Annotated in this window: 20 protein-coding genes; 6 read left to right on the top strand and 14 right to left on the bottom strand. The window is 59.4% G+C overall.

The window, feature by feature from the left end; all coding sequences use genetic code 11:
* Positions 1-5 precede the first annotated feature (5 nt).
* Positions 6-509: a superantigen-like protein SSL4 gene (locus PYR65_RS20250; RefSeq protein WP_276119268.1), complete on the bottom strand. Its 504-nt coding sequence runs from the start codon at positions 507-509 to the stop codon at positions 6-8.
* Between the two features lie 400 nt (positions 510-909).
* Between PYR65_RS20250 and PYR65_RS20245 the strand changes: the two genes are divergently transcribed.
* The 3 genes from PYR65_RS20245 (at position 910) to PYR65_RS20235 (ending at position 3,290) form a co-directional block, all read left to right on the top strand.
* Positions 910-1,476 carry a glyoxalase superfamily protein gene (locus PYR65_RS20245; RefSeq protein ID WP_276119267.1) on the top strand — a complete coding sequence of 189 codons (567 nt, stop codon included), beginning with the start codon at positions 910-912 and terminating at the stop codon, positions 1,474-1,476.
* 116 nt (positions 1,477-1,592) lie between these two features.
* Positions 1,593-2,291: an orotate phosphoribosyltransferase gene (locus tag PYR65_RS20240; protein ID WP_276119266.1), complete on the top strand. Its 699-nt coding sequence runs from the start codon at positions 1,593-1,595 to the stop codon at positions 2,289-2,291.
* 72 nt (positions 2,292-2,363) lie between these two features.
* Positions 2,364-3,290: a carbohydrate kinase family protein gene (locus PYR65_RS20235; RefSeq protein ID WP_276119265.1), complete on the top strand. Its 927-nt coding sequence runs from the start codon at positions 2,364-2,366 to the stop codon at positions 3,288-3,290.
* Between the two features lie 135 nt (positions 3,291-3,425).
* Here the strand turns inward: PYR65_RS20235 and tnpB are convergent, their stop codons facing one another.
* From tnpB to PYR65_RS20205, 7 genes are all read right to left on the bottom strand, one after another.
* Positions 3,426-3,608 (bottom strand): IS66 family insertion sequence element accessory protein TnpB, encoded by a 183-nt coding sequence (tnpB, locus tag PYR65_RS20230; protein WP_276121117.1) that lies wholly within the window; start codon positions 3,606-3,608, stop codon positions 3,426-3,428.
* Between the two features lie 83 nt (positions 3,609-3,691).
* On the bottom strand, positions 3,692-4,567 hold the full coding sequence (locus PYR65_RS20225) for a DMT family transporter (protein WP_276119264.1): 876 nt from the start codon (positions 4,565-4,567) through the stop codon (positions 3,692-3,694).
* Between the two features lie 875 nt (positions 4,568-5,442).
* Complete coding sequence (locus tag PYR65_RS30600) at positions 5,443-5,724, bottom strand: nitric oxide synthase oxygenase (RefSeq protein ID WP_407951256.1); 282 nt, start codon at positions 5,722-5,724, stop codon at positions 5,443-5,445.
* 69 nt (positions 5,725-5,793) lie between these two features.
* Positions 5,794-6,837, bottom strand: coding sequence for a glycosyltransferase family 4 protein (locus PYR65_RS20220; RefSeq protein WP_276119263.1), 1,044 nt, complete (start codon positions 6,835-6,837; stop codon positions 5,794-5,796).
* 153 nt (positions 6,838-6,990) lie between these two features.
* Positions 6,991-7,233: a DUF6894 family protein gene (locus tag PYR65_RS20215; RefSeq protein ID WP_276119262.1), complete on the bottom strand. Its 243-nt coding sequence runs from the start codon at positions 7,231-7,233 to the stop codon at positions 6,991-6,993.
* 134 nt (positions 7,234-7,367) lie between these two features.
* The gene (gene pgi / locus PYR65_RS20210) at positions 7,368-8,993 is read right to left on the bottom strand and encodes a glucose-6-phosphate isomerase (protein WP_276119261.1); all 1,626 of its coding nucleotides are present in this window, start codon (positions 8,991-8,993) and stop codon (positions 7,368-7,370) included.
* 445 nt (positions 8,994-9,438) lie between these two features.
* Positions 9,439-11,139: a long-chain fatty acid--CoA ligase gene (locus PYR65_RS20205; RefSeq protein ID WP_276119260.1), complete on the bottom strand. Its 1,701-nt coding sequence runs from the start codon at positions 11,137-11,139 to the stop codon at positions 9,439-9,441.
* A 392-nt stretch (positions 11,140-11,531) separates the two neighbouring features.
* Between PYR65_RS20205 and PYR65_RS20200 the strand changes: the two genes are divergently transcribed.
* Positions 11,532-12,746, top strand: a complete 1,215-nt coding sequence (locus tag PYR65_RS20200; protein ID WP_276119259.1) for an MFS transporter — start codon at positions 11,532-11,534, stop codon at positions 12,744-12,746.
* Positions 12,747-12,921: 175 nt separating this feature from the next.
* A complete protein-coding gene (locus PYR65_RS20195) occupies positions 12,922-14,073 on the top strand; it encodes an AI-2E family transporter (protein ID WP_082546593.1) in 1,152 nt (383 codons plus the stop codon).
* On the opposite strand, the gene PYR65_RS20190 is transcribed toward PYR65_RS20195, so the two are convergent.
* Positions 14,066-14,800 carry an MOSC domain-containing protein gene (locus tag PYR65_RS20190; protein WP_276119258.1) on the bottom strand — a complete coding sequence of 245 codons (735 nt, stop codon included), beginning with the start codon at positions 14,798-14,800 and terminating at the stop codon, positions 14,066-14,068. The two genes, PYR65_RS20195 and PYR65_RS20190, sit on opposite strands and share 8 nt — an antisense overlap.
* Before the next feature lie 239 nt (positions 14,801-15,039).
* On the opposite strand from PYR65_RS20190, the gene PYR65_RS20185 reads away from it, so the two are divergent.
* Complete coding sequence (locus tag PYR65_RS20185; protein WP_276119257.1) at positions 15,040-15,867, top strand: bifunctional allantoicase/(S)-ureidoglycine aminohydrolase; 828 nt, start codon at positions 15,040-15,042, stop codon at positions 15,865-15,867.
* 49 nt (positions 15,868-15,916) lie between these two features.
* Here PYR65_RS20185 and PYR65_RS20180 read toward each other — a convergent pair whose 3' ends face one another.
* The 5 genes from PYR65_RS20180 to PYR65_RS20160 all read right to left on the bottom strand — a co-directional run bounded on the left by PYR65_RS20180 (position 15,917) and on the right by PYR65_RS20160 (position 21,623).
* Entirely contained in the window at positions 15,917-16,105 is a 189-nt protein-coding gene (locus PYR65_RS20180; protein ID WP_276119256.1) for a hypothetical protein, read from the bottom strand.
* A gap of 224 nt (positions 16,106-16,329) precedes the next feature.
* A complete protein-coding gene (locus PYR65_RS20175; RefSeq protein WP_276119255.1) occupies positions 16,330-16,491 on the bottom strand; it encodes a hypothetical protein in 162 nt (53 codons plus the stop codon).
* Between the two features lie 301 nt (positions 16,492-16,792).
* Positions 16,793-17,965 carry an HlyD family efflux transporter periplasmic adaptor subunit gene (locus PYR65_RS20170; protein WP_276119254.1) on the bottom strand — a complete coding sequence of 391 codons (1,173 nt, stop codon included), beginning with the start codon at positions 17,963-17,965 and terminating at the stop codon, positions 16,793-16,795.
* Entirely contained in the window at positions 17,962-20,226 is a 2,265-nt protein-coding gene (locus PYR65_RS20165; RefSeq protein ID WP_276119253.1) for a type I secretion system permease/ATPase, read from the bottom strand. The genes PYR65_RS20170 and PYR65_RS20165 overlap by 4 nt, the downstream gene beginning before the upstream one ends.
* Complete coding sequence (locus PYR65_RS20160) at positions 20,223-21,623, bottom strand: TolC family protein (RefSeq protein ID WP_276119252.1); 1,401 nt, start codon at positions 21,621-21,623, stop codon at positions 20,223-20,225. Before PYR65_RS20160 ends, PYR65_RS20165 begins: the two co-directional genes overlap by 4 nt.
* Positions 21,624-21,794 lie beyond the last annotated feature (171 nt).

Raw genomic sequence — 21,794 nt, 5'->3', positions numbered from 1 at the left:
TCCGATCAGGACTTGAGCTTCGAATTGCAGATGCTGTAGAAGCCGCCGCCTTTCTGGATCCAGGCGAGACCGTTCAATGAATTGTCGGCCTTGTCGGCTTTGTATTGATCGAGGCAGGTGTGCATGCGGGCTTTGCCGGCTGTCTCAGTCGAATATTTCGTATCGACCTTGCTTGGGAAAACAACGCCCTTGGGCGCTTTTGCCGTGGTTTTGGCCGGTTCCGGCATGTTCTCGGTATTGTCGGCCGTCGGCTCCTGACTGGTGCTCATTGCAGAGGGTTTTTTCGCAGCCATTTTTGTGGACGCCGGCGTCATGGCCGCAGCGGCGGAATCACTGCCGCATTGCGCTTTGCGGAAATCATTCCACTTCATTCCATTGAGCGTTCCAGCCGTCTGCGCGGCTTTATATTTCGTGCTGCATTCCGCCATCGTGGTCGCATTGGCGGCGGAAGACAGGACGAAGGGAGCAAGCGAAAGAGCGGCGAGTGTAGCAATGCTGATAATCTTCATCGGATAACCTCACAATACGAGGGCATCAGGCGTTCAGCGACGCGTTGAACGTCCGCCTCAATGGCCGATATGTCTCCCGGTTTGTGTCCGGATCATGGTATTTTCCCTAAAGTAGCTATAGCTTACCAAGAGTTAATCTTGGCCATTTCCCAGTCTTTCCGGGCCTGGATCAGCCTGCTGGCGCCGTCGCCTGCAATCGGCCCATGCCGGGCTTGATTGGACAAAAAACTTCACCTAACAATTGGCTTGGCCGGATGTGGCCAGCCGCCCCGCAGTGCTCCGGCACGAATGGTGAATGCATCCATGGAAACCTTCTCATCCCCGTCTTTGGCGTTGATGGCGAACGGGTCAGCAGAGCGGGCACTGATCGTCCTGTTTGCCGCCACACGGAGGATGAACCATGCGCGATTTTCGCGATGCAAAACTGATGGCAAAGGTGCTGAAACGGGCCTTTGCAGATCGCAACACAACTCTCTCCCACAGCGAAGCCCTTGAGATCGTCGCCGGCCAGTTCGGTTATGATCAGTGGAATATCCTGTCGGCCAAGATCGATGCGGCGGACAAGCCGGCGCAAAAGCAGGACGGCCCTATCGGCATTCAGCCGCCGATTCCGATTTTCCGGATTTTCGATGTCGCCAAGGCGATGGAGTTCTATTGCGATTTTTTAGGCTTCACGCTCGATTGGGAGCATCGCTTCGGCGATAATTTCCCGCTCTATTGCCAGGTCACGCGGGAAGACATGATCCTGCATCTGAGCGAACATGCAGGCGACGCCAGCCCCGGCGCGCGTGCCTTCGTCCGCATTGGGGATGCCGCCGCTCTGCAGGCCGAACTGGCGGCCAAGAACTACCGCTACATGAAGCCGGGTTTGAACGAGGCGCCCTGGGGGCTGGAGGTGGCGGTGACCGACCCCTTCAACAACCGCATCACCTTCTGCCAGCAGCAGGGCGAGAACCAGAACGGCTGAATTGGAAGGCGCGGCAGGCTGATTCCTGGTGCTGACCGCGCCCTCTGCTCTGGCATTGCGCGGCCTGACCTGCTATGCGGCGGGGGATAAAAATCCCGAGCTACAGGAGACCGCCGATGATCCAGACATCCTTTCCCGACAAGGCCGTGATGGCTGAACTCGTTGCCAAGATGCTCTGGGAAATCAAGGCGGTGCATTTCAGCGCAGACAAGCCCTACAAGCTGGCATCCGGCATGGCGAGCCCGGTCTATATCGACTGCCGCAAGCTGATCTCCTATCCGCGCATCCGCTCGGCCGTGATGGATTTTGCAGCAGCAACCGTGTTGCGCGAAGCCGGTTTCGAAAAGTTCGACGTCATCGCCGGCGGCGAGACGGCTGGTATTCCGTTTGCCGCGATGCTCGCCGAGCGCCTGGCTCTGCCGATGATCTATGTGCGGAAAGCGCCGAAGGGCCACGGCCGCAATGCCCAGATCGAGGGCCATATGCCAGACGGCGCCCGCGTTCTCGTCATCGAGGACCTGACGACGGCCGGCGGCTCGATGTTTACCTTCATCGACGCCATCCGCGCGGCCGGCGGCGTGGTGGATCACGGCATTGCGCTGTTCTACTACGATATCTTCCCCAAGGCGCGCGGCGAGATGCTGGACAAGGGGGTAACGTTGCTCAATATCGCAACATGGCGCGATGTGCTTGATGTTGCCAAGCAGCAGAAATTGTTCGACGAAAAGACCTTGTCCGAGGTCGAGGCCTTCCTCAATGCGCCGCTCGAATGGTCGGGCCGCAACGGCGGCGTCAGCGAACTGGCACCGGCTTGAAAACGGTGCTGGAATTCCGGCGCAGTTTGGCTTAAATCGATTGAAATAACATTCAGTGAGGAGGACGTTGCCGTGATCGTTTGCTGTGGGGAAGCCCTGATCGATATGCTGCCACGCCAGACGACGGCAGGCGAAACGGCATTTGCGCCCTATTCCGGCGGCGCCATTTTCAACACGGCCATCGCGCTTGGGCGTCTCGGTATCCCAACCGGGTTCTTCACCGGTCTTTCCGACGATATGTTCGGCGATATGCTGCGCGAAACACTGAAATCCAGCAATGTCGATTTCGGCCCTTGCGCAACGCTGTCGCTGCACACCACGGTCGCCTTCGTCAAACTGGTCAACGGCTCGGCAACCTATGCCTTCTTCGACGAAAACACGGCCGGCCGGATGATCACCAAGGACCATCTGCCAGCGCTTGGAGATTTCTGCGAGGCGCTGCATTTCGGCGCGATCAGCCTGATCCCCGAACCGTGCGGCTCCACTTACGAAGCGCTGATGACCCGCGAGTACCAGAAGCGGGTGATTTCCTTCGACCCGAACATTCGCCCCGGCTTCATCAAGGATGCGCAGGCCCACAAGGCCCGCATGCTGCGCATGGCTGAAATGTCCGATATCGTGAAATTCTCCGACGAGGATCTCGACTGGTTCGGCGAAGAGGGCAGCCATGACGAACTGGTGGCCAAATGGCTGCAGCGCGGCCCCAAACTCGTCGTCATCACCAGGGGCGCCGATGGTGCCGATGGTTACACGGTGCGCGGCAAGGTCTCGGTGCCGGGCGAAAAAGTCGAGGTTGTCGATACCGTCGGCGCCGGCGACACGTTCGATGCCGGCATCTTGGCATCGCTGAAGATGAACAACCTCCTGACCAAGGAACAGGTTGCGACGCTCAGCGAGAGCGCCGTGCGCGACGCGCTGGCGCTGGGCGCAAAAGCCGCCGCCGTGACCGTCTCACGCGCCGGCGCCAACCCGCCATGGAGCTACGAGATCGGGCTTTAAGCTCGCCTTCCAGGCGCGCGCTGACGATGCCGCAAGCGCGGCGCGCGGTCTGGCTATCTCTGACGCAGCATCATCCATGGCCGAAAACTACCATCGAACCACAGAAAGCCTAACAAAAGCAGGAACGGTTGGCGACTATACTATCGTTGCAGGTCGCCGCGTCCAGCGTGGATTGCGCCAGTCGATCCCTTCCAGAAGATAGCCGAGTTGCGCCGCCGACACTGGCACGGCGAAGCCATTCTGGCTGACCGGCCAGATGAACTTTCCGGCTTCAAGCCGCTTCAGGTAAAGCGACATGCCGACCCCGTCGTGCCACAGAACTTTGATCAGATCACCCTTGCGACCCCGGAAGCAGAAGACTTCGCCGCCATGACGTCATTAGCTCAATCGAAGCGGATCGGTCAGATATCCGATGTATTTTTGACAGTCAAAGCAATGTCTACAATCACGATAAGCAGAGATATTACAACGCCCTGAGAAACTGTTGAGCCACCCCAAATGGCAAGCCAACAGGTTGCTAATATCGGCGTTGCGAAGGCGAGCGCGGAAAGTATCACTTGGTTTCCTCGAACCATCCCTATGTCCCATAGAGTATTGCCAATCGCGACTGGGATAAGTCCGACTAGGAAGACAACCATTATCATGCTGCTGTTTGGCATCGAAATGTCTCCCGTCAAGGCCGACATCAAGAACAGTAATAGTGCTGAAACACCCGCAAACGCAGCCATCTCACCACCGGTTGAGGCCGCCCAGTACTTACGGACGGCACTATATGTTCCCCAGCACAAAGCGCTAAATGAAGCTGCGCACAGACCAATCCAGCTGGGGTCGATCTGCCCGTAAAAAAGGACCACAACTCCAATAAACGAAATAACCAGTCCGAGAACTGCTAATTTATTCAACCGGGCTAGCCCGAGAAAATATGCAATGACACTCGTGAAAATAGGCCACGAATAAGCTATTATATTTACAAGTACTGGGTCAGAATATCTAATCCCAAGATTGAAAAAAACGACGTTACCAGATAAGCCAAGCGTTCCAACCACCAGCAACAAAGGCGGTGTGTCTGATATAAATGTCAATTTTGTCCCAGATAATATGGCAAAAATCCAGTAGAATAAGAATCCAGCCCCAAAGAATAGAGATGTTGCGAATATCGGTGGCAAAGCCGATGCAGATATTGCAAGTACTGGCCAAAGAGACCACGCGAAGACGCATGGCGCAGTTAATATCGTATATTTCCTGACCGACAAAAGATTCGGACTACCTGTTTGCACTTGAAACCTCAGCTAATTTTGTGGGGCATAGACCCAATGAAATTTGGCGTAATAACATGCACTATAGTTCTTAGTGACGCAGGCGAAGCTAAGGGGTCCTCTCGAAGACATATTAAGTCCGCTCGCATTCCTTCTGAGGCAACACCACAACCGGTTAACCCTATGGTATCACTGATGTCGCCGTGCTGATTGCCTTGTGATTGGTCTGCCCGACGAGGCATATATCTCTAGCTCTCTCGCCTTTTCACCGTGTGGGATGACTCCCGCAGCTGTCCCGAAAGCAATGCACACACCTTTCTGAATCACGCGACTAAGAGAAGCCTTCGACGAATTTCGTACCGCTTCGAACTTTCCCTGAAGATCGCTAGGGAGAGCAGTAGGTTCGAAAATGCTCAGGACGCTCGCTGTTGGGATCAGAGGAATTCCAAGGCTTGCCAAAAGGAGACATTCTTCATCTTTAATAAGCGTGCCATGCTCGATTGTAGAAACTCCTTCTTCCAAGCAGGTCCGAATAGTTGGAGAGAAACCTCATAGCAATCATGTTTCATTTTCGGCGCACAAAGCAGATGACGTGATCGTCTTCGCAGGCTTGAGCTCCGCCTGGCGTCAATGCCGTGACAGAGGCGAAGAGAGGTTCAAGTTTACGGACTGTTTCCTCCATAGGATGCGATACGCAAGGCATTATTTGGCTGTGGCGTATATATAACGACCGGGATTTTTGCTCGAAAACATCCACCTCGCAATCATAGAAATGTTGTGTTTTCGTGGGCTTTATCTTCAGCATATAATACAAGGTACCCTCCCGACCTGGCGTGCTCATCACGAAGCGGCTCCTTGAAAACAAGTGAGATTGCTAGGCTGATCCGCTGTTGCTTCTATTTAAAATCCGGCTCATCGAGTTTAAATGCGGACATAGTGCGTACAAGGTCGCAACCGTGTCGCTGCTCCGATAGAAAATTCGGTTTTACAATTTTCTTTTTCGAATGCGCGTCGTGCCAGATGTTTGAAAGGTTGCTGCTTAATGGCGGGGCGATCCAAGGCCAATGGCCGTAGACTTTCCTATCTTTGGTTCTCTCTTGAGGGGGTGCCGCTGCAGAGCGGCGGGTGTGGTCGGACGATCGCGGCCCTAGTCTTGTCTTGAGATTGCGGTGAGTCACCCCACCCCAGGGCTCGGCTCCGACCCTCCCCCTCAAGGGGAGGGTGTGAAAACGAGCTGCATCGGGCTCTTACATCACTCCCAGCCGGCGGCCGCGTCCGGCAAAGGCGCCGCGCGGCACACCGGCGAGGTTGGAGAGAAACTGGCGGGCGCATTCGCTCCAGCTGAATGTCAGCGCCTTTTGGCGCGCCTCTTCCCGTGAATATGTAAGGGCCGCGAGGGCTGCCTGGCGCAGGTCGCTCGACACGACGCCACCGCCATCACTGAGAATATCCTTCGGCGCCGTCACGGGAAAGGCGGCCACCGGACAGCCGCTGGCAAGCGCTTCCAGAATGACATTGCCGAACGTATCGACCCGGCTTGGAAAGACGAAGACATCCGCCGAGGCGTAGATCGCCGCCAGCTCCGTGCCAAGGCGTTTTCCAAGGAAATGCACATCCGGATAGCGCTGGCGCAAAGCCGCAAGATCGGGGCCATCGCCGACGACGACCTTGCTGCCCGGCAGGTCGAGGTCGAGGAAAGCCGGCAGGTTCTTCTCGACGGCAACGCGCCCGACATTCAGGAAGATCGGGCGCGGAAACGGCAGGTCCTGACGGCGCGCCGGATCAAACAGCGTGGTGTCGATGCCGCGTGTCCAGCGCTTGATATTGTGAAAGCCGTGCGCGGCCATTTCCGTTCCCAGCGAAGCGGTCGCCACCATCATGCCATTGCCGGAATTGTGAAACTGGCGCAGCCACCAATAGCTCCAGCTTTCCGGGATGGGCAGGCGGGCGCTGACGAATTCCGGAAACCGGGTGTGGTAGCTGGTCGTGAACGGTAGCTTGCGGCGCAGACAGATGCCGCGCGCCACCAGGCCAAGCGGCCCCTCCGTTGCGATATGAATATAGTCCGGCGCCACCGCGTCGATTTCATCCGCCACCTGCTGGCGCATCGGCAGCGCCAGCCTGATGTCGGAATAGAAGGGCAGCGGGAAGGTCGCAAAACGCTCTGGCGTCAGGAAATGAATGGCAATGCCCTGTTCCTTCAAGGATCGGGCGAGTTCATCAAGCGTGCGCACGACGCCGTTGACCTGCGGGTGCCAGGCATCGGTGACAACGAGAACGGTTTTTTCCATAGGTCGCCTCGACGGGGCTTTGCCACCGGCCGGGGAGCACCGGCTGACCTCGAATCAGGTGGCGGCTGCATTTGCCCCCTTTGATCATGCTCTGATGACAGGCGGATGATCGGTTCGGCTGATCGAAAAGATGTCTGGCGCAAGAGTGGAGATTTACCGGCCCATCAATGCCATCTGCTCGAAGCCACGTCCTGCGGAAGTCGCGACAACAGCCAGGAGAGAGCCTTCGAAGGTGCGCACATGGACGGTGAGCGAGCGATAGTCGCTATCGCGGCCGATCTTGTCGGCAATTCTCTGGCCGTAATAAACGGCGGACCCGACGTCGAAATGATCGACGCCTTCTTCATCGACAACCCGTTCATTGCCGAAATGCAGATCGAAGAAATAGTGTTCCACCTGGTGCCCCGAACCCGTGCGCCGCAGGAGATGTCTCCGGCTTGAGGACGCGGGTCGAGAGATATCGCATTGTGTCCGAATACAGGCTGAATTGTGCGTTCAGCCTGTATTCATCGGGCGCGTCAGTACGGCCGTTATTTCCCAGCCTTCAACAGCGCGGCAACCAGCCCCGCAGTCGAGGAATCATGGCCCGCAGCACTTTCCTTGCCTTCAACGACGGGCAACAGGCCTGTGGCCAGTTCCTTGCCAAGCTCGACGCCCCACTGGTCGAAGGAGTTGATATTGAACAGCGCGCCCTCGACGAAGACGCGGTGTTCGTAGAGCGCGATCAGGCGGCCGAAGGTGAAGGGCGTCATCTCGTCATAAACGAACGTCAGCGACGGGCGGTTGCCGGTGAAGACGCGGTGCGGCGCGATGCGGTCGATGAAATCCTTGTCCTGACCCTTGGCCGCCATCTGGGCCTTGGCCTCCTCCAGCGTGCGGCCCTTCATCAGGGCTTCCGACTGGGCAAGGCAATTGGCCATGAGCAGCTGATGCTGGTGGCGCAGGTTCGGTTCATGGCCGTTGGCGGCGATCATGAACTCGGCCGGGATGATGCTCGTGCCCTGATGGATGAGCTGGTAGAAGGCATGTTGCCCGTTGGTGCCGGGTTCGCCCCAGACGACCGGGCCGGAATTGCCCTCGACCGGCGTGCCATCCAGCGTCACGCCCTTACCGTTCGATTCCATGTCGAGCTGCTGCAGATAGGCGGGAAAGCGCGACAGGCGCTGATCATAGGGCAGGATGGCGCGCGTTGCATAGCCGAGCACGTTGCGATGATAAAAGCCGAGAAGGCCGAGCAGCATCGGGATGTTTTCGCGCAAGGGCGCGGTGCGGAAATGATTGTCGATCGCATGCGCGCCGGCCAGAAACTCCCCAAAATTCTCCTTGCCAATGGCAATCATCAGCGGCAGGCCGATCGCCGACCAGATCGAATAGCGCCCGCCGACCCAGTCCCAGAAACCGAAGATGCGGTCGCTATCGATGCCGAACGCGGCAACTTTGTCGAGTGCCGTGGAGACGGCGCAGAAATGATGGCCGACGGCCTCTTCGCCCAGCTTTTCGGCGATGAAGGCGCGCGCGGTTGCGGCATTGGTCATCGTCTCGATGGTGGTGAAGGTCTTCGATGCAACAATGAACAGCGATGTTTCGGCGTCGAGAAGCTTCAGCGTATCGGCGATATGCGCACCGTCGATATTGGAAACGAAATGCAGGCGCGGGCCGTCATGATCGGGCGCAAGCGCCAGTGTCGCCATGACCGGCCCGAGATCGGAGCCGCCGATGCCGATATTGATGACGTCGGTGATCTTCTTGCCGGTTGCGCCCTTCAGAGCGCCCGAGCGGATGCCATCGGAAAAGACGCCCATGGCCGCAAGCACGGCGTTGACATCCGGCATCACATCCTTGCCATCGACCAGAACCGGCGTGTTTGACCGGTTGCGCAGTGCGGTGTGCAGCACCGCGCGGCCTTCGGTGATGTTGATGATATCGCCGGCAAACATCGCATCGCGTTTTTCAGCGACCTTGGCAGCCTTGGCGATCGCCTCCAGTCCGTCCAGCACCTTCTCGTTGACGGCGCATTTCGAGTAGTCGAACAGCATGTCGTCAAGGGTCATGCTATATTTGGCGAAACGCTTGGGATCGCTGGCGAAAGCAGCCCGGATGTCGGTTGCATTGGTGTCGGAAACGGTGGATTTCAGCTGTTCGACAAGCGCGTTCATGGCAGGTTCCTTGCGTTGCGGAAGGGTTGCGATAGCTAGTCGCTTTGCCCTCAGCAAATCAAGCCTGTCCTCACGCGAAGGCTAAAAAACCCGTGGCACGCCTTTCATGGCGCAACCCGATAGCACCTTATGGTTGTGAATTGCCGTGTTTGCGTTAATGTTGTTTCGTTCGGGGACGAAAGCAGCGGCGCCATGCCAGCTGGCGCATCCGGACGGATGGGCTTTCCGGACTGTAGCAGGACACAGCCCCGTCCTCGAATGTGGAGGTGATCTATGTGGTTTCAACCATTTAGCATCACGTTTGGCATAAGAAAAACCCGCACGAGCTGGTCACTCACCGTGCGGGTCCAATTCTTAAAATAAACAAACGATGGCTGGAGTTAGCGCTCCGGCCATCACTCCACCAAAATAGCGGCTTTTCCGCAGTCTGACAAGGGACCACTTCCTACCCGCGCAGATCTTTGCGCAGGATCTTGCCGACATTCGACTTCGGCAGCTCGGTGCGGAACTCGACAAATCTTGGGCGCTTGTAGTTGGTCAGGTTGGCGATGCAATGCTTTTTGACATCCGCCTCCGTCAGGTTCTGATCCTTCTTGACGACGAACAGCTTGACGGCCTCGCCGGAATGTTCGTCCGGCACGCCGATCGCCGCGCATTCGAGAATGCCGGCAAGGGTCATTGCCACTTCCTCGATCTCGTTGGGAAAGACGTTGAAGCCGGAGACCAGGATCATATCCTTCTTGCGATCGACGATCTTCACCAGCCCTTCCGGGTTCATGAAGCCGATATCGCCGGAGCGGAAAAATCCATCAGCGGAAATGGCCTTCGCGGTTTCGTCAGGCCGCTGCCAGTAACCGGCCATGACCTGCGGCCCCCGGATGCAGATTTCGCCGATATCGCCGAGCGGCAGCGTATTTCCGTCTTCGTCGCGGATCTCGACATCGGTGGAGGGCAGCGGCAGGCCGATCGTGCCGGTGAAGTCGCGTCCGTCTAGCCGGTTGGCGGTGGCGACCGGAGATGTTTCAGAAAGACCATAGCCCTCCTTGATCGGCGATCCCGTCATGGCTTCCCAGCGTTCGGCGACCGGACGCTGCACCGCCATGCCGCCGCCAAAGGTCAGGGCCAGGTCGGTAAAGTCCAGCTTCTGAAATTCGGCGTTGTTCATCAGCGCGTTGAAAAGCGTGTTGAGGCCGGGGAAGATATTGACCTTGTATTTGGCGATTTCCTTGACGAAAGCCGGGATGTCGCGCGGGTTGGGGATCAGGATATTTTCACCACCAGTGCTCAAGCCCATCAGCGAATTCACTGTCAGGGCGAAAATGTGATACAGCGGCAGGGCGCACAGGAATACCAGCCGTTCCGGCCGTTTCTTCTGCAGGAAGGCCGTGTCCAGCCATAGGCCCATTTGCGCCATGTTCGACAACAGGTTGGAATGCGTCAGCGTCGCGCCCTTGGAGACGCCGGTGGTGCCACCGGTATATTGCAGGAAGGCGACGTCGGCGGGTTTCACATCGACCGCCTTGAGTGTCTGGCCGGCACCCTTTGCAAGAACGGCCTTGAAGGACACGTGCCCTGGCAGCGACCAGGCCGGGACCAGCTTTTTCATCTTGCGCACGACGATATTGACGATCAGGCCCTTGAGCCCGAGAAGGTCGCCCATGGTGGCGACGACGATGTGCTTCAGATCCGTGCGTGCCGCCACCTGTTCGACGGTATGGGCGAAGTTTTCGAGAACGAAAATCGCCTTGGTGCCGGAATCCTTCAGCTGGTGTTCCAGCTCGCGCGGCGTATAGAGCGGATTGACATTGACGACCGTATAGCCGGCCCGAAGAATACCGAAGACAATCACCGGGTTCTGCAGGATGTTCGGCATCATCACCGCGACGCGGTCACCCTTGGCAAGGCCTGTCGATTGCAGCCACCCGCCAATCTTTCTGCTTTGCGTCTCGAGATCCCCAAAGGTCAGCGTCTTGCCCATGCAGGTAAAGGCGCTGCGATCAGCGTATTTTTTGCACGATTGCACAAAGAGATCGCCGATCGAATTGTAGGGCAGGGGATCGATATGGCTCGGCATGCCGGGGGGGTAGGATTGCAGCCAGGGTTTGGCCGATTGCGGGCCGGGGGTCTGCATCAATGTGTCAGGCATCGTCTCTCTCCCTCATCGGTCCGGCGCTGCGCCACGAAAACAAAGCGCACCGTCTCTCCCTTGTCCATGAACAACCCTGTCCGAACATGTCTCCGGCAGGCCTGTGCGCAGGCGCGAAACAATCCCTCCAGATCCTTCGCCCGATCAAGATGGGGCTTTTGCTGCACGCCATCAAGACTATTCCGAATTATATAACCTTGACGTAAACGTCAATAAGCAGCGCGCCTGCGGCCAGATTTTGCGGTATCCCTCCGCATCAATCCCTTTGCGAGCAGGCGCGAAAAGGTATATTGCGTTGCAATACCGCCAAGATCCTCCTCCCAAATCGGCCTTGGCTTCCCATTTCAGAACGAAAATCCTTTGGGCCGATGCGGCTCCAGGCAGGTCTTCCCATGTCAGACGATGCTCTTTCTTCCATTCCGGCCGCCCGCTGGGGAGGCATGTCCAGTGCAGAACTGGCCCTGGCCGTCGGCGGCTTCGGCATCGGTACCGGTGAATTTGCCATCATGGGGCTTTTGCCGCAGGTGGCCGGTGATCTTTCGGTCTCGGTTCCCTATGCCGGCCACGTGATCAGCGCCTATGCGATCGGCGTTGTCGTCGGCGCGCCGCTTATTGCAGTGCTTGCTGCGCGGTATTCGAGACATAACATGCTTCTGGCACTGATGAGCCTGTTTGCGCTCGGCAATCTGGCCAGTGCCGCCGCCGGGAGTTTCGGTCTTCTGGTCGCGGCCCGCTTTCTCGCAGGCCTGCCGCATGGTGCCTATTTCGGCGTTGCGGCCCTGGTTGCCGCCGGCATGGCGGCGCCGCATCAGCGCGCACGCGCCATCGGCCGTGTCATGATGGGTCTGACCGTCGCGACCTTGGTCGGAACGCCACTTGCGGCCTGGTTCGGTCAGGCGCTCGGCTGGCGCGCAGCCTTTGCCATCGTCGGCGCCATCAGCGTGCTGACCGTTGTCCTGACATGGTTTTATGTGCCGAAGGACCGGCGCAACCCGTCAGCATCGCCGCTGACGGAGCTCGGCGCCCTTGGCAAATCCCAGGTCTGGCTTACGCTTGGCATCTGCGCAATCGGCTGTGGCGGCATGTTCTCGGTCTTCAGCTACATCACCCCAGCCTTGACCGAGGTCGCAGGCGTGTCGCTTGGAACCGTCCCGATCCTGCTATCGGTTTTCGGCGCCGGCATGATCCTCGGCAATATCGCCGGCTCGCGTCTGGCCGACTGGCGGCTGATGCCGGCCATCGGCATTGCGCTGGTCTTCAATCTGTTCGCCTATGTGCTGTTCTATTTCACCATGAACACACCCTGGATGGCGGTCATCAACGTTCTCCTGATCGGCGGCGGTTTTGCCGTCGTGCCGGGCATCCAGATGCGGCTGATGGATGTGGCCGGCAAGGCACAGACACTGGCGGCGGCGCTCAGCCATTCCGCCTTCAATCTCGCCAATGCGCTTGGCGCCTGGCTTGGCGGCCTTTCCATCGCCGCCGGTTACGGCTGGACATCGACCGGCCTCGTCGGCGCGATGATGGCAGTGGCCGGTATCGGCATCTTCCTGTCGTCTGTCTTCCTCGACCGGTCGAAGAAGACAGCGGCCCTGAAAGTGGCATGATGCCGCATTTGACCGTTGATCATCACCTTTGACAATCGTTTGTCATCCGCTTGTGTTGACCCTACGGCCATACTTACCTATGCCGCATGCTGACGCGTTTGCCGTGCACAACGCAAACATGCTGGCTAGCCGTGGGTTTTGCTGTCATCTTGTGTGACACTTGGAGGAACGCCTTTTGCAACTGAGCAATCGTGATCGGGATCAATTGCCATCGGAACCGCGGCTTTTCGGCCGCGCGTCCTATGAACGCTCGGCGCTGGTCGGCCCGATTGCGGCCGCGCGCTGGCTTCTCGTCTTTGTCCTCCTGGCAGGCGTCTATTTTTTTCACGGGTTTCTGGTCCCGGTGCTCGCAGCCCTCGTCATCGGCTTTGCCAGCTGGCCGATCTACCGCAGGCTGCTTGGCGCAATCGGCGGCAACCGGACGATCGGCGCAACAATTGCCATCATTGCAGTGATATCCTTCATCGTGGCACCGATCTCGCTTGCTGCCGTCTATGCGGTTGATGAGGTCCATAACTGGGCCGTCTGGACGATCGAGACCAATGCAGCCGGCGCGCCTGTGCCGGTCTGGCTCACGCAGATCCCCGGTCTTGGCGTCTGGCTGGGCGTTCAATGGGGCAAATATGTCGGCCATCCCGGTGCGCTCGGCGAACTGGTGCAGCTCGTCAGCGGGTCCAATATCGGCAATATCTATCGCGGCGTGCTTGTCGTCGGCGCATCGGCCTTCCAATCGATGCTGACACTTCTGTTCATGCTCATTACGCTGTTCTTCGTCTATCGCGATGGTGAAAAGCTCGTGACCCAGCTCGATCATCTCGGCGAGCGGATCCTGCCAATGCGCTGGGAGCGGGTGTCGCGCATCGTTCCCTTGACCATCAGCTCGACCGTGACCGGCATGGGCATTATCGCGATCGGCGAAGGCATCGTGCTGGGGATCGCCTATTGGATGGCGGGGGTTCCGTCCCCGGTCACGCTTGGCATCATCACCGGGATAATGGCCCTTATCCCCGGCGGCGCGCCGTTGTGCTTCACGTTGGTTTCAATCTATCTGGTGGCCAGCGGGTCGCCGGTGGCTGGTGCCGCGCTGTTCATCTGGGGAACGGTCGAACTGTTCATCGTCGACAAGACGCTTCGCCCCAGGCTTGTCGGCGGCCCGATCAAGCTGCCCTTCCTGCCGACATTTTTCGGACTGGTCGGCGGCGTCAAGACCATGGGCTTCCTTGGCCTGTTCGTCGGGCCGGTGCTGATGGCGCTTCTCGTGTCGATCTGGCGGGAATGGCTTCGCGAGGTAACGACCCCAACCCCGCCCAGCACGATCATCAAATAATACGGACCCTCTCGCCCTCCCTGATCGGGGCCGCCTCGACGACACCGGCAAGAATACCGAAACCGCCGCCGCCGTGACGCGCAATCGTGTGCAGGACCTCCTTGGCAAAGGGCAGGTCGCCCTGCGCAAGTGCTGTAAAACTGCAGCGTTCGCAGGGCTCGTTGACAGAAACCAGAGCCTCGCCGATCCGAAGCTGCCTGCCGATCAGCTGCCTGTCCGGAAAGCCGGATTCGGCCTCTTTCATGTCGATGACAATATTCGGCCGGAAGCGCCTGACATCCGCGAGCACATATGGCGGTAACAGCTCCGCCAGGCTCCGCAGCGACGCAGTCGTCAGGATATGCAGGTGGCCCCGGTCATAGCGCGGCGCGATCTGGTCAGTGTTCGCTGTTTCCATGGTGGTAGCCAAGCGGCGAAACGTGACCGGAAACCCGGCGCGTTGGGAGGCCGCAGCATTGGCCGCGTCCGATGGGACAGGAAGCCACGCCGCGCCGTCCGTATTGATCTCCACGCCATCGCTCCCGATGCGCGCCATCATATCCGGCACGAAACGCCACCGGCGCTCGGTTTCCGGCGATGCCACACTGCCGGCCGCGTCGATCAGACCCCAGCCACGGTCATGAAGGACGCCATGTGCATCCAGCGGCGCCCAATCGATACGCTCGCCCCGCAGGGCGCTTACCGGATAGCGCCAGAGTTCCGTCACCGTGCCCCAAAATTCCGCCATGCAATTCCATTCCAGCCAATATTGTGTCGCGGCTTAGATAGAGCAGCACTCAAGGCACAAAAGGTCTGTGCTGCGTGTTGTGGATGTATTCGCCGATTTCCCCTTTCTACGTGAAACTGAATCCGGAGATCGGAGGGAATTGCCGCGTGATCTGGGCGCTGGGTTGCGCTAATGATTTCCTGTGTCTGATGGCATCCCGCCGCCGTCATGGCTGATCATTCGAACGTTCAGGGAAGCAGATGAACCGCACTTATTATGCCCCGCAGGGCGGCGCGCCCGCGCAGACCCAGTTGCTGACGGACCGCGCCGTCTTTACCGAAGCCTATGCCATCATTCCCAAGGGCGTGATGATGGATATCGTCACCAGCTTCCTGCCGTTTTGGGAAAACACCCGGCTCTGGATCCTGTCACGGCCGCTCTCCGGTTTCGCCGAAACCTTCTCGCAATATATCATGGAAGTCGCGCCCGGCGGCGGCAGCGACCGGCCGGAGCTGGATGATGGCGCCGAAGGCGTGCTGTTCGTCGTCGAAGGCGAGTTGAGCGTGACGCTCGATGGGAACACGCATCAGATGCGCCCGGGCAGCTATGCCTTCATCCCGCCTGCAAGCCAATGGTCGGTGCGCAACACAAGCAGCCAGCCGGTACGGTTTCATTGGATCCGCAAGGCCTATGAAGCCGTCGAGGGGCTTGATGCGCCGACGCCGCTGTTTCTCAATGAAGCGGATATCGCGCCATCGCCGATGGCAGGAACCGAAGGCAAATGGGCGACGACGCGTTTTGTCGATCCGAACGACCTGCGCCACGATATGCATGTGACGATCGTCACCTTCGAGCCGGGTGCGGTGATCCCGTTTGCTGAAACCCATGTCATGGAGCATGGGCTCTATGTGCTGGAAGGCAAAGCGGTCTACAGGCTCAATCAGGATTGGGTCGAGGTCGAGGCCGGTGATTACATGTGGCTTCGCGCGTTCTGCCCGCAAGCCTGCTATGCGGGTGGCCCCGGAAAATTCCGTTATCTGCTTTACAAGGACGTCAACCGTCACATGAAGCTGAAGCCGCGCGCTTGAGCGTCGTAATTATTTCCGTTTACAGCCTAACTTTTCCAGCCGGATGCCCTCAGGCAAATCCGGCTGGGATCGGCTCGATCGTGCGGTTGCGGCCATAGTCGCGCTGATGGGCGGCGTGGCCGCGAATGCGGCGTGGCGACGCCTTCAAGTCGATAGCAGGCAGATCGAATGCGCCATCGGCATAGGTGCCGGTATCGTCGGCTTCGTCGGGCTTTGTCATGAGAAGAGTGAAGATCATCGAAAGTCCTCCCGGGTTTTCGCATCAACGGTCAACCCGCCGAACCGTTCCCCAGATAACCGTAAAATAGTTAAAAAATTAACCATCTTCGTTAGGGAAGTGCTAGCTCGGACCGTGATGGAAGCCATCTTGCCGGGGCTCGTTATCGAGCCCCGGTACAGGAAGATCATAGAGATGCAACACGACAGGCGTGCGTCGGGAGGTGTCTGAAAAGCGCTGCTAACTCAGTTCAGCGCGCTGGAACCCAGCTCATCGCGCAGGATCCGGAAGGCTTCGTCCAGCGCGTCCACCAGAATGTCGGTCAGCTTGTCGCCGTTCTCGTCCTGCAGGAAAAGTGCGATGGCCGCATCGTTGGAATCGGCGGAATATTCGGTGATGTTCGACATGTCATTGTCCCCTTCTGCCCGGCATCATGCCGGTGATCGGGACAGGGTAGGGAGCGTCGCTTGCGCCGGGCTTGAATGGTGCGCAAGAACAGCCGCAGAAAATTCCCTTAGAAAATATTCTTTTGAATAAGGGTGCCGGTCGCAGGTCAGGCCAGCTGCGGCCATCGTGATAAATGTTAAATCTTTAGCTTTCCACATGGCCCGGTCTTAGCAGCGGCCGTGTATTTTTCAATGTTCGAAGTGAATTTGGGGCAAATTTCAGCGGCGTGGCGAGGCCGCATCTTCCAAATTGTGTCGAGCGCTACCGCTCCCGCATCGCTTCACCAGCCTTGTGCAGCGGTTTCAGCAAATAGTTCATGACCGTATTGCGCCCGGTTTTGATCTCGGCGGTCGCTATCATGCCGGGCATGATCGGGTGTTGCTTGCCATCCTTGGTTTCCAGATAGGCTTGGTCGGTCAGCACGTAGACACGGTAATAGTAGTTGCCCTTGTTCACGCTGTCTTCGATCGTATCCGGGGAAATCCGATCGACCTTGGCCGTCAGGGTTCCGTAGATGCCCGAATCATAGGCACTGATTTTTACCGTCGCGCCTTGGCCGGGATGGATGAAGGCGATGTCGCGCGGGCTGAGCCGCGCCTCGATCAGCAGCTGGTCCCCCAATGGCACGATCTCCATCAGTTCCCCGCCCGGACCCATGACGCCGCCGATGGTGGAAATGCGGATATCTTTCACGATACCGCGCGCCGGCGAGGTAATGGCGGTCCGGCGCAGCTGGTCGGCGCGCCCTTCCCAGACCTTCAAGAGCGGTTCAAGCTCGGCCATTGTCGTGGCGAAATCGGCCTTTAGCGCAACGCGATATTCGCTTTGCGTGGACGCGAGCGTCGTCGAGAGTTCGGCCACCTTTTGCCGCAGGCGCAGCACCTCGGTCAGGTTTGAAGCGCCGGTCTTCAAAAGCGGCGCGGCAATTTCCAGTTCGTCGCGCGCCAGTTGCAGCTGCTCGCGAAGATTGGCCACGTTTTCGGCAAGCGCGCTGCGATTGGCGGCAAAGAGCTGCCTTTCGCGCTCCACCACCGGCATGTCCTCGCGAAGATCGGCTGGAAACGTCACGCCGGTCTCATCGTTCATTTCCGCTTCAAGGCGGGCTGCCCTTGCCTTGAGGGAAGCGATCTTGGCCAGCGCCTCTTCCATGGAAGCCCGCGCCAGGACGGGATCGAGCGTCGCGATATTCTGCCCTGCCTCGACAATATCGCCTTCGCGCACGGAAAGCTCCGCCAGGATACCGCCTTCCAGGCTCTGGACGATCTGCCCCTTCAAGGCTGGCGTGACCTTGCCCTCGCCGATCGCGACCTCGTCGAGTTCGGCAAAGGCCGACCAGGCGAGGAGAATGGCGAGCGACGCCATGATCAGCCACAAAAGTGAGCGGGCCCGGCGCATATCGCCGGTATAATCGATCGAAGGCAAAAGAGCCGTCATGGGAGCTGCTCCAGGTTCGCCCTGTTAGCGGGCTGCGCCGGACCCTTGCCGGACAGGACCCGCAGGACCTCATCCTTGGCGCCGTTGAGCACGATGCGCCCGCCATCGACGACAATGATGCGGTCGACAAGAGCGAGCAGGGCGAAACGATGGGTGGCAACGATCAGCGTGCGTTCCCCAAGCCAGGCCTTCATGCGCTCGATGATCAGGAGTTCTGTGCCTTCATCGAGAGATGCTGTCGGCTCGTCGAGAATGACGATGCTGGGAGCGCGCAAAACCAGCCGCGCCAGCATCAAGGCCTGTTTCTGGCCGCCCGACAGGCCAATTCCCCCCTCGCGTAATTTGAGGTCCAGCCCGTGCGGTTGATCGAGCAGAAGCTGATCGGCGCAGGAAAGCCGCATGGCTTCCAAAATCTGGTCGTCCGAGGCAAGCGGGTTGCCGATCAGGAGATTGTCCCGCAGCGAGCCGTAAAACAGGCTGGTCTCCTGGAGGAGGACGCCGGTATCGCGGCGAATATCGGCGATATCGATCAGGCCCATCGCCGTGCCATCGAGCAGGATATTGCCCTTGCCCGGCGTCGCCAGCCCGGCTGCAAGCCGCAGAAATGTCGATTTCCCGGCGCCGACCCGGCCAAGGATCGCGATGCGTTCACCGGGCTCGATCGCCAGCCCCGGAATGACGAGGGCGGGCTTTGCCTCAGGCTCATAGGCGTAGACGACGTTTTCGAAGCGATAGCGGCCCATCAGAGCGGGCTTGTGGTAGCTGTGTTTTTCCGGATCGTGATCGACGGGAAGATCGAGAAGGGAATCGAGGCCCTTCTTGCCGGCACGCGCATTCTGCAGGCGGCTGAGGATCCCGGAAATCTGACCGACCGGAGCGATGGTGCGGCTGGTGAGGATCGAGCAGGCGAGAACCGCGCCGAACGACAGGCTGCCATCGAGGATGCCGTAGACGCCGGCAATCACCACACCAGCATAGGCAAGCTGCTGCACGGCCTGGGCAAAATTCACCAGCAGGCCTCCGAGCTGGCGCTGCTTCAGCCCGATGTCACCGCTCACCTGATTGGTGCTGTTCCACAATCTGCGGAAGCGCGGTTCGGCCTGCAGGATCTTAATATCCTCCGCCCGGTAGATCGATTCCATCAGGATGGTGTTGCGCAGGGCAGCCTCGCTCAAACCCTCCGCCGACAGACGGGCAAGCGGCAGTTGCGCAAGGACGCCGGGAATGATCAAGAGCGGGATCGCGGCAAGCGGAACGAAGACAAGAGGACCGCCCAGCAGCCAGATGATGAACAGGAACGCGGCGACGAAGGGCAGATCGAGCATCACCCCGAGTGCAGACGAGGTCAACAGCTCGCGGATCTGCTCGAGATCGCGCAGCTGCGAAATGAGCGTGCCCGGCGAACGCGGCCGCGCATCATTGCGAATGTTGAGGACGCGCGCAAAGAACATCGCGGAAAGCTTCAGATCGGCCTGTTTGCCGAAATGATCGACGATCGAAAGGCGCGCCGTGCGGATCAGGAATTCCAGCACGAGCGCCACAACCAGTCCGGAGGTTAAGACCCACAGCGTATTGAGCGACTGCGCCGGCACCACGCGGTCCCAGACCTGCATGGCAAAAAGCGAGGTGCCGATCGCCAGCAGGTTTGCAAAAAGCGAGCCAAGTCCAAGCTCGATCAGAACCGGCCAATTGCTGGTGAAAATACCGGTGAGCCAGGAACGCGGCCGTTGGCTGAGATAGCGGTCGAGCCGCGAATCCCGCACGATCTCGCGCGCGCGCACCAGGAGCACCCGCCGCTCCGGAAGCTTGGTTTCCAGTTTTTGCAACGGCACGGTATAGTCAACCGCCCGGCCATCGATCCAGATCGAAAGGGTTGCTCTGTCGCCGTCTATTCTGGTGATGACGCCGGTATGCGTATCGCTGACTGCAACCAGCGCAGGGAGCATGATCGGGGAAAGTTCATGCAACGGGATTTCGACGAAAGTGCCGGAAAGCCCGGCGGAGAGGGCGATGTCGATAATGGCCTGCCCACTATCGGCGCGGCCGGCCCAGGCCGAAGAGTTGCGCACCAGCTCGGGCGACACCGCAACGCCGAGATAACGCGCTGCAAGCAGCACCGCATCGACCCACGGACCCGCCGTGCCCTCCCGGCCCTCGCGGACCCGGCCAGCATCTTCCCGATCCCCGCCGTCCCGATCTTCGCCTTCTCGATCGCCACTTTGAGGCGGGCCTTTCGCTTCTCCGGCGGCTGTGAGGGTCATGGCTGCTCCCGCATTTTCTGGCTCAGCATCGCGGTCAACCGGCCGAGCGCAGCATAGGCCTTGATCTTCGAGACTATGCCGTCCGCCGCCGCATTGATGCGTTCGCCTTCCGCGGTGTAGACGTCCCGTTCGGCGTTGATGACGTCGGTGAGAGGGCGCTTGTTGAGCGTGTATTCCTGCCAGTAGAGATCGCGCGACGATCGGGTCAGCGCGATGACCTTGTTGTAGCTGACCAGACGGGCGGCAGCGCCAGCCGTCTCCGTTTCTGCCGATCCGAGCGCGGTGCGCGTCACGAGCCGCTGGTTTTCGAGCGCCTGGGCGCTTGCGCGTTTCTCCGCTTCCGCGGCGGCGACTTTATGTTGGGCAAGGCCGCCAAGCGAGAAGCCTCCGCTGATCGCCAGTCCGACGAACGGCTTGTCATCGGATGAATCCGAGGCACTCGATCTGCTCTGGCTGGCGGTGATGCCGAGCGACGGCCAGCGATCGGCCTTTGCGACCCGCAACTGGGCGTCTGCGGCGTCCACAGCGGCGCTCGCAGCACGAATGGCAGGCGTCTGCTCGATATTGCCGGCCTCGGCGCCGAGGCTTTGCAGAAGCTTTTGCGTTCCTGCCAGACTGGCAATCCGCTGCGGCCGCACGCCGATGAGTTCGGCGAGCTTTCCGGCTGAAAGGTCAAAGCGCGTCTCTGCTTTCAGTCCCTCGGCCGAAGCGCGCTGGATGGCGACATCCGCCTGGCTTTGGTCGGACGCGTCGGAAAGGCCCGCCTGCACCCGTTGCCGGATCTTCGCGTGAATATCCTGCAGCGCCTTTACCTGCCGGGCTGCGGCGGCCTTCATATCCTGCCCGGCGGCAAGCTCGACAAACACGGCTGCAGTCTCGTAGGCCACCGTTTCGGTGGTATCGTTGAGAAGATGGCGGCGTTGCGACAGGGTGGCGCTGGCGGCGGAAACCTGGCCGGGTGTCTTGCCGAAATCGTAGATCAGCTGCGTGACGCCGAGCGAACCATGCAGCCCCGCCTTCCTCTCGCCACCAAACGTGCCGTAGCCGGGCTGCACATTATAGGTCAGGGCGGGATACCAGGCGGACCTGGCGATTGCCACTTCAGATGCGCTTTGCGCGACAACGGCATTGGCACGGCTGATATCCGGATGACGGGAGATCGCGATGCCGATCGCTTCAGTGAGATTCATGCCGTCGATCCTGATGCGCAGCGCCTCTGATGGCTTGGAGGCAGCAACACGCACGCTACCCGTGTGCAGCGCTTCGCTGGTGCTTCCGCTTTGCCGGTTGACCGGCGGATTGACCGCCGGGCCGGTCGCACCGGTCTCGCACCCCGCCAGGCCGATGGCGCAGAATGCGGCCACAACGGGCAGGGTTGCGATACGGAGCAAACGCACTGCGAAGTTTCGGCACGTCTCCCCGATGACAAGACGAAAGGTTCGTTGAAAATGGATCGCCGGGGACCGAAAAATAAGGGTTCCGCCGGCGATCGGCACACAGTCTGAAATCTGCATATTGCCCAAAAAGCGTCTCCGAATCTGTTGTGTCCGCAGCATGTCCGCTTTCCA

Source organism: Pararhizobium qamdonense (assembly GCF_029277445.1).
In the GTDB taxonomy this organism is placed as follows: Bacteria; Pseudomonadota; Alphaproteobacteria; order Rhizobiales; family Rhizobiaceae; genus Pararhizobium; species Pararhizobium qamdonense.
The sequence above is the reverse complement of the archived record's forward strand: the minus strand, read 5'-3'. Positions and strand labels throughout refer to the sequence as shown.